Below are 15,636 nucleotides of genomic sequence, written 5' to 3'. Positions count from 1 at the left end.
GGGTTGTATTCATTGTTATGCTGAAACAATAACAAAACGATTTCCTGATAATTTTCCAGATGGATTTAATTTGACCTTACATAATTCTCGTCTATTAGAACCTATCCGATGGAAGCAGCCAAGCCGAGTTTTTGTTAATTCAATGAGTGATCTGTTCCATGAAAAAGTTCCAACACAATTTATCAAAAAAGTTTTCTATACAATTGAAAAAACTCCTTGGCATATATACCAAGTTTTAACAAAGCGGCATCAACGGATTCATGAAATATCTAGATCTGTGAATTTTCCTAAAAATTTATGGTTAGGTGTGTCAGTTGAAACTCAGGATTATGTTCATCGGATTGATTTTCTTCGAGATAGTCCAGCCAACGTAAAGTTTATTTCTTGCGAGCCGTTATTAGGATCATTAAAACTAAATTTAAGTAATATTAATTGGGTGATCGTCGGAGGTGAGTCAGGTCAAAATTACCGTCCTATTAAAACAGATTGGGTTAGAAGTATTCGTGATCAATGCCTTGAATCGGGAACAGCATTTTTTTTCAAACAAGTCGGAGGTAGGACTCCAAAATCAGGAGGGGCTTTATTAGATGGTAGGATCTGGAATGAAATTCCAAAAACTTGGGAAAATCATCTTAATTACTGGGAGGCCTTAAAGGTAAAATCAATAAGAGACAAAGCAAAATTGGAACTTATTGCTTAATGAGAAAGCAAATAGTTAAGTGATCAGCAAATTGCCCCTTTACTTTGCGACGTTTTTTTCCTGGTTTAACTTTAACATTAATTTTTCCTTGCTCTTCTAAATTATTCAACACGTCCACATAATTACTTCTAATATAGGGTTTGTCTATATTATGTTTCTCAAATAGTTCTTTCATTGTTATGATTTTTCCTGAAAAATCATTAAGTAACATTTCCTGCAAATCATTTAAAGGTCGGGAAAGTTCAAATAATAATGGATATTTTTCTGAAGCAGGAGAATACTCAAAGGAGGGAACCCCTTCATTTACAATTGAGCTTTCCTTTGCCATAATATTCTTCATAATAGAATATCCTTTCGGATGTTTACTAACAAAAATCAAATGATGACTCGTTCTAGAGCCACTTTGATTTTTAAACCGAAATGGTAAAACATACTTGCCGCCCATATCTTTCAATGCATTGCAGATCGCTTCAACAATCATTGTTTCGCGTTCACTTGGTTTCAATTGAGTTAATTTTTCTCGTATTGAATCTGCTCTTACCTCACCAAAAAGTGCATCTAAATGGTGTTTTACTGCATTATTTGGTAGCCCCATATTTATACGATTATAATTGAAGAAGAAAATACAATCAGATCCCCAGTCTTTCACTACAGAATTAATAAGCTTTAAAGATAGTCCTTTATATCCATAGGGATCAACGAAAAATAAAGTAGGGACAAGTTTATTTTTTTCAAATTGTTTTACTATATCTTCACCAACTACTTCATTGGTAACTTGAGGTTGGTATTTTAAGTTTTGGATGTTTTCTAAAGATTGGATTGCTTCTTCTAGTGATTTTGTATTGTCGCCGTCTAAATCATTGAATAGTGTTACTAATGTCTGTGCAATCTCCGGATCTTGTATTGCCTTCTCTAAAACTTTAATTGGTGTTGATTTTGAGCCATCTTTATAACGACCAGGTCCAGCAAATAAATCTATATAAGCAATTCTAGGATTTTGAGGCGACTTCTTTCTTACAGTAGGAAGGACGACTTTAGCCCATACTTCAAAATATTTCTTGACTATAGTTGCCTTGACTAATGATTGTTCTCTTTGTTCGTCAAAAAAATCTTTGCTCATTGCGGATTTGGTATTTGTTGGTGAAAACTGACTTTAGCTTAGTAAGTCTTTAGCAACTAAGGTTTGTGATAACGTACTTCAAACCAACCTTTAAAAGCCCCAAACGCTTGGCGGGAAGCGATCGCCTGGGTGATAATTAGATCACAATTACGTAAGGTGTAAAATTATCTGGATATTATACCCTACCCGACCTCTAGTGATCGCTATTTTGTCATCCAGGTCAATCCTCAAATTCAAAATCCCTCCTTGCAGTTCTTGAATTTGGTATTTTGAGTCGTTACATTGGAATGCTTTGCCAATATTGCCAGGCGGCATAGCTGAGGGTCACAACCCCCGTTAAAATTGCCGCTTCATCTGCTTCAAAGCGGGGATGGTGCAAAGGATGATTCACCTGGCGATCGCCAAAACCGGTTCCTAAACGAAACATGGCTCCGGGGGCGTGTTCTAGGTACAAAGCAAAATCCTCTGCCCCCAGGGATGGTTCAGGAATGAGTTGTAGAGCTTCCTCTCCCCAGGCATCCCGCACCGCATTTTCCAACAGCTTATTTAACTGAGCATCATTTTGTACTGAAGGCACCCCCCGGCGGTAATTGACTTCATATTTCGCCCCATAGGTCTGACAAACGCTAGCCACAATACCTTCGATCCATTCGGGTAATTGGGCATGGGTTTCGGGATGGAGCGATCGCACTGTGCCGGCCATGCGGACTTGGTCAGCAATCACATTGGGTGCCCGGCCGCCACTAATTTGCCCCAGGGAAAGCACCATCGGTCGGAGGGGATTTTGGGTACGACTGATGGCTTGTTGCAAAGCAGTAATTACTTGGGCCGCAATCCAAATGGCGTCGATCGCCTCGTGGGGCCTAGCGCCATGGCCCGATTCCCCTTGGATGAAGATTTCTAAATCATCCGCCGCCGCCGTCAATGCACCATAGCGAATGCCCACCTGCTGAGCCGGAATGGAAGGAAAAACATGAACCCCCAAAATATGGTTCACCCCTTTCATTGCCCCATCTTGGATCATCCAACTGGCCCCCTGGGCAATTTCCTCCGCCGGTTGAAACAAAAAGCGCACATCCCCCGGTAACTTAACGCTCATTTGGGACAACACCATGGCCGTGCCCAAACCCAAAGTGGTGTGGATATCGTGGCCACAGGCGTGCATCACCCCCGGATGGCGGGACGCAAAGGCCAGACCCACCATTTCCTGGATAGGTAACGCATCCATATCGGTGCGGATGGCCAACAGTCGGGAATCTTCCCCTTTGCCAGACAATTGCCCCACCACTCCCGTTTTACCGATCGCCTCTTCGACGTGGAGACCACAGGAGGACAGCACCCCCGCCACATAGGCCGCCGTTTGATATTCTTGACCGCTCAACTCTGGATGGGCATGGAGATGGCGACGAATTTCCACCAGCCGGGGCAGTAGGGTTTGGGCTAAATTCTTTAGCTCCGCCAAGGCAGAATCGGTTTGTTGGGGGGCAGAGGATAGCAAAGTGGCAACGGGAAAATGTTAATGGTGCCTTTTAGTGTAGAACACACCATTGGGGGAAGTTAACCGGGCTAGCTGTGACCCATGGAGTTCCTGGCCGCAGTGAGTAGATAAATGGGATTAAGGGGATCAAAACGGGTCAGTTCAGCAAATTTAACACTCTGGCTAATTTGCACCTGTTGCACTTTCACCTGCCATTGTTGTTGCTTAAACCAACCCAGGGCCAAACTCAAATGCTCCAAACTGGCGATCGCCATCACCACCAAACCATCCTGTTGTAGGCGTTCCCCACAGGCCTGCAAAATAGGCATTAGTTGCCCCCCATTGCCGCCAATGAAGATCCGGTCTGGGGTAGGTAAATTTATAAGAACGTCCGGGGCAGGGCCGGAAATCAATGCGACGTTTTGGACTTGAAATCGTTGACAGTTTTGCTCGATTAACTCTTGGCCAGCGCTGGTTTTTTCGATGGCAAAAATTTTTCCCTGGGGACAAAGCCGAGCAGATTCGATCGCCACGGACCCCGTACCAGCCCCAATATCCCAAATAATTTGTCGGGGTTGTAGAGCCAAAGCGGCCAGAATTTGCACCCGGATCGCCTGCTTGGTAATCATGCCGGGGCGGTCTTTAAAGCTAGCAAAATAATGATCCGCAATGCCAAAAATGGGTAATTGCTTGGGATCAATGGCGGCATTTTCCGGTTTTTGCTTAACCAATACCACCACATTGAGGGAGGCAAAATTCCCTGCGGTGAGGGGAGCTAAAGATGACAGATCAAATGGTTGGATACGTTCATTTTCCGCCCCCAAATTTTCACAAACCCAAGCTTGGTAGGTGGTGGTTAACCCCAGGGATAGACACAAATTGGCGATCGCCCCTGGATGATTTTGCCCGTCCGTGAGAATGGCCAATTTTTCTGCCCCTTTCTGCAAAGCTTGTTTGAGCAAATCGTTGACTCGGCCGTGGGCACTGATGATGGTGGCATCCTGCCAAGGCATTTTTAAGCAGTTAAAGGCTAGTTGAATGGAACTCACATGGGGATGAAATTTTAATTGCTCCGCAGAAAATTTTTCTAGTAACAACCGTCCCAGGCCAAAGTAAAGGGGATCACCGGAAGCTAAAACGACAATAGTTTCCCCTGACCCTAAAGTCTGGTGAATTCGCTTAATTTTATTTAAATCCGCTGAAAAATCCTTGATTACTAAGCTTTTTTCGCCATACTGGGGAAAGTAACCCAAATGGCGATCGCCACCGGCCAACATTTTGGCTTTAGCAATTAATGCCAGCACTGACCGAGTTAACCCTTCAGCACCATCCAGGCCAATGCCCACCACATGGATCATCTAACTAAAGCTCCAGCTCATTTGGGGGACTAGGGGGCTTCTCAAACCGTAGCGGTTAATTCTTCTTGGCGGGAAGCCCGTAGCTGGCCACAGGCCGCATCCGCTTGTACACCCCGGGAATAACGAACACTGACTGCAATGCGATGGTCACTCAAAACCTGGGCAAATTGATTAATTTGGGCTTCCGTGGGGCGCTGATAATCCACCTCGGAGATGGGATTGTAGGGAATTAAATTGACATGGGTTTGGAAACCCCGCAACTTTTGGGCCAATTCTTCGGCATGGACTGGTTGGTCATTAACCCCCGCCAGCAGAACATACTCAAACGTCACCCGCCGCCCCGTGGTTTCCACATAGGCCCGGCAGTCTGCCAACAATTGCTCCAGGGGATAGTGCCGGGCACTGGGAATTAACGATTGGCGCAAAGTTTGATTGGGGGCATGGAGGCTAACCGCAAACGTCACCTGCAAATGGCGATCGGCTAGTTGGCGAATTTTCCCTGGCAAACCCACAGTGGAAATGGTCAACGCCCGCTGGCCAATACCCACCACTTGATTGAGGCATTCCACCGCCTTCACCACCTCGGGCAAATTTAACAACGGTTCTCCCATGCCCATAAAAACCACATTACTCACCCGTTCTTGAAATTCCTCCTGCACCGTCAACACCTGGTCCACAATTTCATAACTCTGCAAGTTACGGATGAAACCCCCCTTACCCGTGGCACAGAAATTACAATCCATGGCACAGCCCACCTGGGAGGAAACACACACCGTCAGACGCTTACTGCTGGGAATGCCCACCGTTTCAATGATCAAACCATCGGCCAAACGGAGCAGATATTTCCTGGTGTGGTCCGGGGCCACCGCACAGTGGTCAATCACCGATCGCCCGATGGGATAATCGCTGTTTTTCTCCCGCCAAGCCTTGGGCAAATCCGTCATGGTGTTGAGGGAACGGGCCCCTTTTTGGTACAGCCATTGGTGAATTTGCTTACCCCGATAGGCCGGTTGGCCTGTGGTTTGCACCCAGGCGGTTAACTCCGGCAGGGAAAGGGAAAGTAGGGGGACAGGGGAAGGGGCCATGGCAGTAATCGAAAAGAAGCATCCATCGCCAGTGTAAGTCAGATTTCCCGGCCACCACAAAAAAATCCTGGCCGATTGTTGACAGAAAAATCTTTCTTTGGCATATTGGTAAAAGTCTGAAATTTGCGGGTATAGCTCAGTGGTAGAGCGCAACCTTGCCAAGGTTGATGTCGCGCGTTCGAATCGCGTTACCCGCTTAGCTAAAAATCACCCCACGCTGTGGAGCAGAAAAGAACATGGCAATGGTGGGTTTTACCTGGCAGTTTCTTAAACAGAAATTATTTTTCTGGTTGCATAAGAGTCAGGAGAACGACCATTCCCACAAGGATTTGGTGCCCTTGCCGGACACCTTAGAAGCGGAATTGCTCCAATCCATTAACTCCCTTGCTACCCCCAGCGCCTACACCGAAGCTATCCATGCCGCCCTGGAAGATAGCCTCAAGGCCTGGCAAAAGAACCTAGAGGCCCCCAATAGCCTGGTGATTTTGGCCAATCCAGTGGAGCCGATCACCAAGATTTTGCAGGACAGTCTCCAGGGCTGGGAAAATGATTTAGAGGTGACGGTGGTTAAGCCCCTGGGGGATTTTCGTCGCCCCCCCGATCCTTTGACCATAACGGGGCAATTGCGACGGGCCCTCGAAGCCCAGGGTGGCATTGAGTTTGACGGCCAGGGAGTGGAACTAAGCCAAGATGTGGCGTGTTTGGAACAGCGCACCACCGTGGTGGTAATTCCTTCCCTAGAACAATGCTTTTTGCGTTGCATTAGCGGTTGGGACGGCATTGGTTTTTTGCGGGAAATTACTGTCCATAACCCCCAGTACTTTTGGCTGATTGGTTGTAACTCCTGGGCCTGGGACTTCCTGGATTTTGTCGGCCAGATCAGTGCCTATTTCGATGATGTACGTCCTCTGCCAACCTTAACGGGGGAAATGCTCCACAGTTGGTTAGCCCCCCTCACAGAACAATGGGGCACCACCACCACCAACGAAGACCTTGCCGACCCGGCTAGTGCTGATCCAGCGTCGTCAGATGACCAGGAAGAAGTCGAAGTTTATTGGCAAAGCCTAGCGGACTGCTCCCAGGGGGTTAGTTCCATTGCAGCTAAACTTTGGTTGCGGAGTCTGCGCATAGAAAAGCAAGTGATGGAAACAGAAGACCCAGCCCAATTGGTGCTCAATACCAAAGAAAACGAGGACCAAATCTCTCCTTTGTCCCAAGTTAACCCTGCCCAACCGAGCTTACCGTCCCTTACCAACCTAGACTTGTATTTGCTCCATTCCTTGATGATCCACGGCCGCATTAGTCCTGGGCACCTAGCTCTGAGCTTAGGGGAACCGGAAAGTCAAATCCAGGCTAGGGTGCAATGGCTGCTGCGGGAAGATATTCTGGAGCGTCGTTGGGGAGATTTAATTATTTGTCCCACCTACTATCAACAACTGCAAAGTGAATTGGCCAATAATAATTTCTTTGTGGGGGGAAGATGATGCTAAATGTAACAGTTTTGCCAGATTTTTTTGATCTGAATGGGAATGCCATCGCCCATTATTTGCCGGTAGTTTATCTGAATGATCAGTGGACATTTTGGCTCCAGGATCTGCCCTCCCTGCCCTTAGCCCAGATGACTGCCCCGGACGAAATTCCCGAAAGCCTGTTGACGGATTTGACCATCCGCAAAATTATTCGAGCCGTAATTACTGTGGCGATCGCCTATGGCATGATGGCGGTGATCCAAAAGGTGACCAACTGGATTTCGGAGCGGGTTCCCCGGCGCTTTCGGCTGTTGGTAAAACAATCCTTGCCGTTTTGCAAAGCGCTAATTTTACTGGTTACCATTTCCTATTTATTAAACCTATTTTTTAATTTATCAGAAGGTAATTTATTGGCCTTGACTGGAACCATTGCGGTGGCTCTGGGTTTTGCCTTTAAAGATTACATTAGCTCCATTATTGCCGGGGTGGTGGCCCTGTTTGAAGCCCCTTATCGGGTAGGCGATCGGATTCAAATTGGCGATCATTACGGCGAAGTGACGGGCTATGGACTGCGGGGTATTTGTCTACAGACCCCGGATGACAATAATGTCACCATTCCCCATAACAAAACTTGGACAGAACCCATTTCCAATGCCAATGGGGGCAACCTCGAAGCCCAGGTGGCCACTAGCTTTTACTTTGACCACAGCGTTGACGTGGAACAGGTTATCCGCATTTTGTACCAGGCCGCTTACAGCAGTCGCTACACCCAACTCAGCATTCCCATTGTGGTGGTGATGAAAGAACACATCTGGGGCACCGAATTTAAGCTCCGTTCCTATCCCATGGATGCCCGGGATGAATTTGCCTACCAAACCGATTTAATCCGTCGGGCTAAACGGGCCTTTGGCCAACAGGGTTTGCCCTATCCCAAACTAAAGCTGGGGCAGAACGAGTTAGACCCTGAATAGATAGGCTTTCAGCCTAGATTGCTAGCATAAACAGTGGAAGAAAGTACTCCTTAGAAAATCAACGTTGATCAAAATTTAGTTGTCTGAGCAGAAATGGCCAGGCGGCCTGGTTACTGCCCGGCTCACTGGCACTGACTTCAAAGGTTTTACCCCCGGCTTCTGCCAATTGCAAGCTATCCACGCATAACTTGGCGATCGCCCAGCGACTAACTTGCCCCCGTAGATTATCCCCCTGGGCAAATTGCAACATTTCTGGATTTTTCGACTCTGTTAAAGCACAGGGTCGAATGATGGTGTAGGTCAGGCCACTGCCCCGGATGGCCTCTTCCCCCCGTAACTTCCAGGTCAAAATTCCCCCCAATTGGTCATTGAGGCGCACCGCAGGGGGTTCTTCCGCTAAATTTAACCCTGGACGACCGGGACGGGTGACCCCCGCCGAACTGACGTGGATGAACTGGGGCGTGAGGGGATTGGCATAGGTTTTAATCGACTCAATTTCTAAACCAAATATGCCTGGAGAAAAGCTGGGGTTTAGGCCACCGTCATACTCAAATTTGCTATGCATCAACTGCAAAGCGGACACCTGGGAGGGATTAAATGGGCCCTTTTCTGGCACGGTCTTCGCCCGAAAGACGGGAATTAATTGCTGGAAGGGAATGCAGACCGTTTGGGGACGATTGTTGAACGTATCAAAGGAGTAACAGTAGCTCAGTCCATCCCATTCATTCTGACTGCGGACAATGAATTTGTAGCGTTTGCCGTCCCCCTGGATGCGGAGTTGGATACCCTCAGCGTGGGAAAGATCCAAAGCTGGCTCAAAATTTGGCGATCGCACCGAAGCAAAGCCCCCATTATTGATGGTGGAAACTTCCCCGGTGAATAAAGCCCGATCGCCGGTCAGTCGCCATTGGCTAGCGCTGACTCCCCCCATCACCCCATCATCAACGGAATACCAGGCCAATCGGGGAGAATTGGTCTGACGAAAATCCATTAAGGTGCTTTCCTTGGGTTGTATATGGCCTTGGACCACCGCCAGTAAATTTTTAATGCCTTCATACTCCACCTGTTCCGGCACATCCACCACTTCCGGCAGGTAAAACTTGAGCCCCTGGTAATACTTTTCCCGTTGGGGAGTGTCTCCTTCCACCGGCTGAACCTTGGTGCCACTACAACAAATCACCGCCGTCACTCTCGCCATTAATGCCGGAGTCAGACTTTCAGCAATAGTTAAATCACCGCCAAAAAATTCCAGGCGATCGGGTAGCTGACCCCCAAACCAAGCTTGGAAAAGTTTTTGGGCCCTGGGTAAATCCCGCACTAATACGCGCACATCTTGGCCCCCGTCAACGAGCAACCTAACTACCCGTTTGCCCACGCCGCCGGTGGCTCCCACAACTAAAATCACAGTATTTTTACCTTGGTTGACAGCATTGTTTCTAATCTAATCTTCCCTGGGTCTCTGCGCTAGGCAAGTTTTACTCGAACAAATAAACTAAGGGAGTGTTGGAAAAGCCATTCTGACCCCTAATTATTGCCAGACCGACAAATCCACCCCATCTACAAAAGTGCCATCGCCGCTTCCATCTCCATGGGCCGACCCAGGAAATACCCTTGGGCATTATTTACCCGGATGCGTAGCAAAGAATCCAATTCTTCTAGAGTTTCAACTCCCTCAGCGATCACTTTAACGGCGGTTTCATCGGCAAAGCTGACCAGGGCTTTGGCTAAAGCACGGAGTTTGCAGTCGGTATCAATATGCCGAACTAGATAAATATCGAGCTTGATCAAATCAGGGTGCATTTGAAGGATGTGACGAAAACTGGAATAGCCAGCACCAGCGTCATCAACGGCCAAACGTAAGCCCTTACTGCGCAATGGTTCCAGCATCGATAACACCCTCGGGTAGTCAGATATGGCGGTATGCTCAGTCACTTCAAGAACAATCCGATCAAGTGGCACATCTTCAAGCACCCGGGCGATCGCCCCATTGGCAATATTATCTGGAGATACGTTGAGGGAAATATAGATGTGTTGGGGCAGATGGTGGAGTGCAACGATGGCTTTTTTGATGACAGCCATTTCAAGCTCTTCCCCCAGACCAACTTCCTCCGCCTCAGCAAACCAAATATCTGGACTACGCATTGGCAAATGGGAAAAGCGAGTTAAACTCTCAAATCCCACAATCCGGTCGTCTTCAAAGTTAAAAATGGGTTGGTAAACAATTTTATAGGCTGAAGTGTCCAGGACGAATCTAACCCTCTCGAACTTTTCTTTACAAGCTATTTCACTGATAATCCGTCTTTCGATTTGCCTTGATGCAAAATCAGCAAAGGTACGCATCATTAACAAATCTCGTTTGTCTAGGGAATAGTTGGGTTTAGAGCTAAAGCAACAGAAGGTGCCATAGATCTGTCCACTGCTAAACCGGATGGGCACACTTATATGGGCTCTAACTGGCAGGGCTTTTGTGACTGGAAAATCCATGGCTGCTGGGATCAGCCAGGCATCTGGAATGACCTCGGGCAGGCTCCCGTTAACAATCTGCTGACAATAGCTTTCTTCCAGGGGATTAGAATCTCCAACCCTGATTGGTGGATTTTCTGAAATAGCATCTACGTATCGGAAATATCTTTTGCCGAAAGCAAATTCAGAAATGAAGGCAACCTCCATCCTGAGATGGGAGCGAATAGCGCGCAACGCATCGTACACTAAATCGACATCATCGTCATTGCTAGGCAATTTTTCTGAACTGATAGCCATAAGAGCCTCTGGAGTGGAGGGACGCCCTGCCGCTAATTCTTCAGAAGCTGAGTCTATTGGGGAACTCATTCGCCACTCCTAATAAAAGAAATATCTTGTTAGATTTTCTTGGACAGTTGTTAGGCTTCCGGTAACTGATATAAAAAGGAAGTGCGCATACTTTGCTGCTTGCTAGGAGCAAGGTTTTTACGGGGGCAAAACAGACTGGGTATTTGGCAGCCGAACCGAACATAAGTCATCTGAATCGGTTGCAACCTAACATAATTCATATAATAGCCTTTAATAGCCTTACACTGGCCCCGTTGTTCAATACATAGAAACGCAGGAGAAATCTTTAAGGTACCACAGTCTGTGTACTAAATTGAGTAAGGTGATTTAACCAATAAACCAATAACAAGAGGACAATGCAAATTACCCTAGGGCAGCCTATGGAGGAAACACCTTGTTTATCTGGACACACTTGATTCGTTTTCCAGCGTCAACAAGTCAATTACCTTTTCTGCACCAGTCGGTCTAACCTTTCCTGCACCGCCAACTTGATCAAAGAACGCAGTAAAAAGAGACTAAATAACCCCGCCAAGCCAAAGCCAATCACGGCAAAGCGGGCATACACAGTGGACAACAGCACCGTCGCTGACAGCAGGGTAAACCCCGTTAAACAGGCAAAAATTAGACTTTTCAGAGCCAAATGGATTTTTCGCAACAGGCGATCGCCTTCCGGGGAGCGGGTGGCAAACTGGAGCTCGCCCCGTTCTAATTTGGCGGTTAATTCCTGGAGAAATTGTTGGTTACGGGATGGTCTGTTCAATTGGTCGAGGGCAAATTGTTTAACCTGTTGCACCAGTGCCATGGCCAGGGAACGTTTGGGTTGGGCAACGGTGACGCTTTGGATGAAGGGCTGACTGGCGGCGATTAAATTATAGCGGGGGTCCAAGGCCCGGGCGATGCCATCTAGGGTCGAGATGGATTTTAAAATAAAGGTCATTTGGGGCGGTAAGCGGAAGGGTTGTTGTTGGAACATGGCATAGACCTCTTCCCCCACTTGGTCAAAGGCTTTAATATCAATCGGTTTGTCCCGAAAGTTATCGAGCAAAAAGTTAATAATTCTTTTGACGGGACTGAGATCCCCTTTGGGTTCCACTAAGCCCATATAAATTAAGGCTTCCAACACTTGATTAGCATCCTTTTTCAGTACAGCAAAAAAGGTTTGTATCATTTGATCTTTGGCAATGATTTTCACCTCCGCCATGGTGCCAAAATCATAAAAAATCAAGTCTCCTTGGCTATCCACCGCCATGTTACCCGGATGGGGATCGGACTGGAAAAAACCGTCAATTAGTAGTTGTTTTAAATAGGCACAAATGCCTGTTTGAATGACTAAATCTAAATCAATACCAGCGGTTTCTAAGGCTTGGCGATCGTCCACTTTAATGCCTGGTAAATATTCCAGGGTTAAAACCATGCGAGTAGTATATTGCCAATAAATTTCTGGCACTCTGACCCGGGGATAATCGGCAAAATTTTGACGGAATCTCTCTGCGTTTTTTCCTTCGTGGATGTAATCAATTTCTAAAAACAGTAGGGAGAAAAATTCTTGATAAATGGCTTCCACTTCATATTTTTGAGCCAGGTTTCGGAATCCAGGCAACCATCTTTTAGCTAGCCGTAATGTTTGATGTAGAAGCTCAAAATCTAGATTTAATAAACTGTCCAACCCCGGTCTTTGTACCTTCACCACCACCGCTTCCCCCGTGGGTAATACGGCCCTATGTACCTGGCCTAAACTGGCCGATGCCAGGGGAGTAACCTCAAATTGTTGAAACATTTCATCGATCGCCCCGTGCAATTCCTCTTCAATCACGGCGATCGCCTGGCGGGAATCAAAGGGAGGCACCCGGTCTTGGAGTTGGGTAAAGGCCTGGATATATTCAGCAGGAATAATGTCGGCCCTGGTGGAAAGGGACTGACCAATTTTGATAAAAGTGGGGCCCAAATAAAGTAATTGTTGCACCAACCATTGGGCCCGACGATAGCGCCGTTGGGCAGACTGGGGAGCCGTGAGTCGGTCCCACCACAAAAAGAACACAAAGGAAAGAAAAACTCTAGTGACCGCCAGTTGTCTGCGCCAGGGCTTACGGGACAAGCCCGACCAACTGAGGGGCCGATCCGCCACCGGTTGCGAAATGACCATCATCAACGGAGGAAAAATTATTCAGTCGCCCCAGACTCCGGAATCATTAAGGTAAAAGTTATTATACTCTGGCCTGGCTGGCTGGAGGGCTTTCCCACAACGCTGATCTTACCATTGAGTTGTTCGATTAAAGTGCGGACAATGGTTAACCCCAACCCCACTCCGGCGATCGCCGAATCAATGGCCCATTGCTCCCGATAAAAGGGATCAAATAAATGTTGGATATTTTGGGCATCTATGGCCACCGTATGGTTGCTAAAAGTGCATTTAACCTTTTTTTTTAATTCCATTGCAGTGTGATCGCATTGTTCTACGGTGACAACAATAGGACTGTCAGCCACAGCAAATTTTTGTGCATTAGCTAACAGTTCCTGGAAAATTTGCCGCAAATATTTATCGTCGGCGGCCACGGAATTAATTTCATAGTCGTAATGGAGTTCTATTTTGTGATTATCTTTGTTCAAGGGAGTGGCGTCTTCAATCATCTCCTTTAGTAAGGAAATCACCTCTAAGTTTTGTATTTCTAACTGGTTACCCTCTTGCTTGAGTTGTTTTAATTGTAAAATTTTGCTGTTAATATCATTAAGTTTATGCCACGCTTGATCGATGATTTCTAGCCTTTGCTCTAGCTTTTCTGGAGTGGGGGGAGTGGCTCGTAAAGTTGCAACTACCATGCGGATGGTGGCCAGGGGATTGCGGGTCTGGTCACTCATGATGGTAATGATATTATTAATTAATTTCTCATTCCATTGTTTTTGTTGCTCTAATTGCCGATGACTGGCTTCATACCAGATTTTTAAAATCGGGCTTTCTTCAAAAAAATTACGGGAGGAATGGGGCGTGCTGATGGGGTCAAATTCAGCAAGATTGACAGAAGATAAATCCTGCAGCAATTCATTGTTCGGCAACTCAATTCCTGATAATAATTGGTTAATCACCCCTAAATCATCCTGAAGCTTTTGTAAAGGAAATTGCCGCTTTTTTTGAACCGATTTTCCCTTAACTGGGCAACTATGCGCCGTTAGAATTAGCCCATTTTCCCGTCCTTGGAAAAACGTTTTAACCCCCTCTATCCTGGGGCAAGGTAAATGAAAAAGTTCTTGCCACAATGGCCATTCTTCTGTGGTTAAAGTTGATCCTTGACCGTTGGCGATCGCCTCCAGAGTATGGGGAGGGCAATCCTGCCAAAAATCTTCACTGGGCCAACGGCCATGTTTGCCGGCCAAGGACCAAAACCAAGGCTGGGCCTGCCCCACTATCCATACCACCACCTCCGACTGTAGGGCCAGAGCTAACTTATGAGCCAGCAAAACAGGCACCGGCTCGTTCCCTGGAGGAAGACAAACGAGATCAATGAGGGACTTGCCAAGGGAAGCAAAGTGGTTTGCCATTCGTACAATCAACAAATTGGGTAACTTTCGCGCACCAGCTAACTCCCCAGGATATGGGTAAAAATCCGCTTCTGACCCCAGTATAATTCCCTAAATGTGAGGAGCAATATGGTATGTTGAGGGGCAACGGCAATAGGTCAAGGTAGGGAAAATCGGTGTCCACACCAAAGATTTTGGCAGTAGTTAACGGCAAGGGCGGCGTTGGCAAAACCACAACCGCAGTTAACTTGGCCGCAATTTTAGCGGAAAAGAGATCAGTACTTTTGGTAGATGCGGACCCCCAGGGCTCTGCCAGTTGGTGGGTGGAACGCAGTGGTGACAAGATGGGTTTCCATCTCAGCCAAGAAAATAATCCCCAGGCATTGAAAAATTTACCCCAGGTAGGCGACTACCAAATTATCGTGGTGGACACGCCCCCGGCCCTCCGCTCTGAAGCCTTGAGGACGGTCATTGGGCTAGCTGATTACCTAGTGTTGCCCACACCCCCAGCTCCCATGGATTTGACGGCGTTGATCGACACAGTAAAAACCGCTGTTAATCCCCTACGGGTGGCCCATCGGGTGCTGTTGACTAAGGTGGACTCCCGCAGTCTGAATGAAACCCTGGAAGCCCAGAATACCCTCTTGGAACTGGGTATTCCTGCTTACCACGCCTTTGTGCGGAGTTATAAAGCCCATGAGCGGTCTGTGTTGGATGGTATGGCCATTACCCAATGGAAGGGCAAACATGCTAAGGAGGCCCAATCGGATTATCGACGGGTGGCAGACGAACTTTTGCGAGAATTACTCTAGGCCTGGGGCCCCGTTAATCAACATTGGCCCAGTTTATTTCCTTAGCCCAAACCCATAGTTTGATCATTAATTTTTGTATTTCTAGATTTTCCCTTTGCCATGGCCAGAAAAAGCTTATCGGATCTGCTCAAACAAGAAGTTAAAGCCCAATCCCAACCGGAGGTAAAGGCTGAGATTTCCCCTGCGCCCGAGCCCACTCCAGAGGGGCCTGTCCCTGAACCTACAGCGGATCTAGCCCAGCTCAAAGCCCAGTTAGATAATATTAAGGCAGCACTGCAAGCGGAAAAAAGCCAAGGGGAAAAACTTAAGGAGCAGTTACAACA

The 15,636-nt window shown here is 47.2% G+C and carries 12 protein-coding genes, 1 tRNA gene and 1 pseudogene; 6 read left to right on the top strand and 8 right to left on the bottom strand.

Annotated elements, in window-relative coordinates; genetic code table 11:
- Positions 1 to 700: DUF5131 family protein (locus IQ219_RS07180; protein WP_194072176.1), on the top strand; the 700-nt coding region annotated here is incomplete at its 5' end.
- Here the strand turns inward: IQ219_RS07180 and IQ219_RS07175 are convergent.
- The 4 genes from IQ219_RS07175 to rlmN all read right to left on the bottom strand — a co-directional run bounded on the left by IQ219_RS07175 (position 690) and on the right by rlmN (position 5,740).
- The gene (locus IQ219_RS07175; protein ID WP_194072175.1) at positions 690 to 1,820 is read right to left on the bottom strand and encodes a three-Cys-motif partner protein TcmP; all 1,131 of its coding nucleotides are present in this window, start codon (positions 1,818 to 1,820) and stop codon (positions 690 to 692) included. The genes IQ219_RS07180 and IQ219_RS07175 overlap by 11 nt on opposite strands.
- Positions 1,821 to 2,097: 277 nt before the next feature.
- A complete protein-coding gene (locus tag IQ219_RS07170; protein ID WP_194072178.1) occupies positions 2,098 to 3,282 on the bottom strand; it encodes a M20 family metallopeptidase in 1,185 nt (394 codons plus the stop codon).
- A 104-nt stretch (positions 3,283 to 3,386) separates the two neighbouring features.
- The gene (cbiE, locus tag IQ219_RS07165; RefSeq protein WP_194072174.1) at positions 3,387 to 4,655 is read right to left on the bottom strand and encodes a precorrin-6y C5,15-methyltransferase (decarboxylating) subunit CbiE; all 1,269 of its coding nucleotides are present in this window, start codon (positions 4,653 to 4,655) and stop codon (positions 3,387 to 3,389) included.
- 41 nt (positions 4,656 to 4,696) lie between these two features.
- The gene (gene rlmN / locus IQ219_RS07160) at positions 4,697 to 5,740 is read right to left on the bottom strand and encodes a 23S rRNA (adenine(2503)-C(2))-methyltransferase RlmN (protein ID WP_194072173.1); all 1,044 of its coding nucleotides are present in this window, start codon (positions 5,738 to 5,740) and stop codon (positions 4,697 to 4,699) included.
- Positions 5,741 to 5,865: 125 nt separating this feature from the next.
- Here rlmN and IQ219_RS07155 point away from each other — a divergent pair.
- The 3 genes from IQ219_RS07155 to IQ219_RS07145 all read left to right on the top strand — a co-directional run bounded on the left by IQ219_RS07155 (position 5,866) and on the right by IQ219_RS07145 (position 8,180).
- Positions 5,866 to 5,937: transfer RNA gene (locus IQ219_RS07155), tRNA-Gly, on the top strand.
- A 45-nt stretch (positions 5,938 to 5,982) separates the two neighbouring features.
- On the top strand, positions 5,983 to 7,224 hold the full coding sequence (locus IQ219_RS07150) for an AsnC family protein (protein ID WP_228016777.1): 1,242 nt from the start codon (positions 5,983 to 5,985) through the stop codon (positions 7,222 to 7,224).
- Complete coding sequence (locus tag IQ219_RS07145; protein ID WP_190596582.1) at positions 7,221 to 8,180, top strand: mechanosensitive ion channel family protein; 960 nt, start codon at positions 7,221 to 7,223, stop codon at positions 8,178 to 8,180. Before IQ219_RS07150 ends, IQ219_RS07145 begins: the two co-directional genes overlap by 4 nt.
- 58 nt (positions 8,181 to 8,238) lie before the next feature.
- Here the strand turns inward: IQ219_RS07145 and IQ219_RS07140 are convergent, their stop codons facing one another.
- From IQ219_RS07140 to IQ219_RS07125, 4 genes are all read right to left on the bottom strand, one after another.
- Entirely contained in the window at positions 8,239 to 9,585 is a 1,347-nt protein-coding gene (locus IQ219_RS07140; RefSeq protein ID WP_194072171.1) for a CIA30 family protein, read from the bottom strand.
- 152 nt (positions 9,586 to 9,737) lie between these two features.
- Positions 9,738 to 11,009, bottom strand: coding sequence for an EAL domain-containing protein (locus IQ219_RS07135; protein ID WP_228016776.1), 1,272 nt, complete (start codon positions 11,007 to 11,009; stop codon positions 9,738 to 9,740).
- 421 nt (positions 11,010 to 11,430) lie between these two features.
- Positions 11,431 to 13,134, bottom strand: coding sequence for an AarF/ABC1/UbiB kinase family protein (locus IQ219_RS07130; RefSeq protein WP_194020408.1), 1,704 nt, complete (start codon positions 13,132 to 13,134; stop codon positions 11,431 to 11,433).
- A 14-nt stretch (positions 13,135 to 13,148) separates the two neighbouring features.
- A complete protein-coding gene (locus IQ219_RS07125; RefSeq protein WP_194072170.1) occupies positions 13,149 to 14,522 on the bottom strand; it encodes a sensor histidine kinase KdpD in 1,374 nt (457 codons plus the stop codon).
- Between the two features lie 155 nt (positions 14,523 to 14,677).
- Between IQ219_RS07125 and IQ219_RS07120 the strand changes: the two genes are divergently transcribed.
- Positions 14,678 to 15,313: a ParA family protein gene (locus IQ219_RS07120; RefSeq protein WP_194072169.1), complete on the top strand. Its 636-nt coding sequence runs from the start codon at positions 14,678 to 14,680 to the stop codon at positions 15,311 to 15,313.
- Between the two features lie 99 nt (positions 15,314 to 15,412).
- A pseudogene (locus IQ219_RS07115) lies at positions 15,413 to 15,636 on the top strand (hypothetical protein); the annotation flags it as partial.

Origin of the sequence: Synechocystis sp. LEGE 06083 (genome assembly GCF_015207725.1) — a bacterium.
GTDB lineage: Bacteria > Cyanobacteriota > Cyanobacteriia > Cyanobacteriales > Microcystaceae > Synechocystis > Synechocystis salina.
This window is presented reverse-complemented; position numbering and strand designations above follow the sequence as displayed.

Bases quoted from the DNA above. Each gene is read 5' to 3' on its own strand.
- IQ219_RS07175 (WP_194072175.1), bottom strand. From the start codon at position 1,820: ATGAGCAAAGATTTTTTTGACGAACAAAGAGAACAATCATTAGTCAAG.
- cbiE (WP_194072174.1), bottom strand. From the start codon at position 4,655: ATGATCCATGTGGTGGGCATTGGCCTGGATGGTGCTGAAGGGTTAACT.
- rlmN (WP_194072173.1), bottom strand. From the start codon at position 5,740: ATGGCCCCTTCCCCTGTCCCCCTACTTTCCCTTTCCCTGCCGGAGTTA.
- IQ219_RS07150 (WP_228016777.1), top strand. From the start codon at position 5,983: ATGGTGGGTTTTACCTGGCAGTTTCTTAAACAGAAATTATTTTTCTGG.
- IQ219_RS07145 (WP_190596582.1), top strand. From the start codon at position 7,221: ATGATGCTAAATGTAACAGTTTTGCCAGATTTTTTTGATCTGAATGGG.
- IQ219_RS07135 (WP_228016776.1), bottom strand. From the start codon at position 11,009: ATGAGTTCCCCAATAGACTCAGCTTCTGAAGAATTAGCGGCAGGGCGT.
- IQ219_RS07130 (WP_194020408.1), bottom strand. From the start codon at position 13,134: ATGATGGTCATTTCGCAACCGGTGGCGGATCGGCCCCTCAGTTGGTCG.
- IQ219_RS07125 (WP_194072170.1), bottom strand. From the start codon at position 14,522: ATGGCAAACCACTTTGCTTCCCTTGGCAAGTCCCTCATTGATCTCGTT.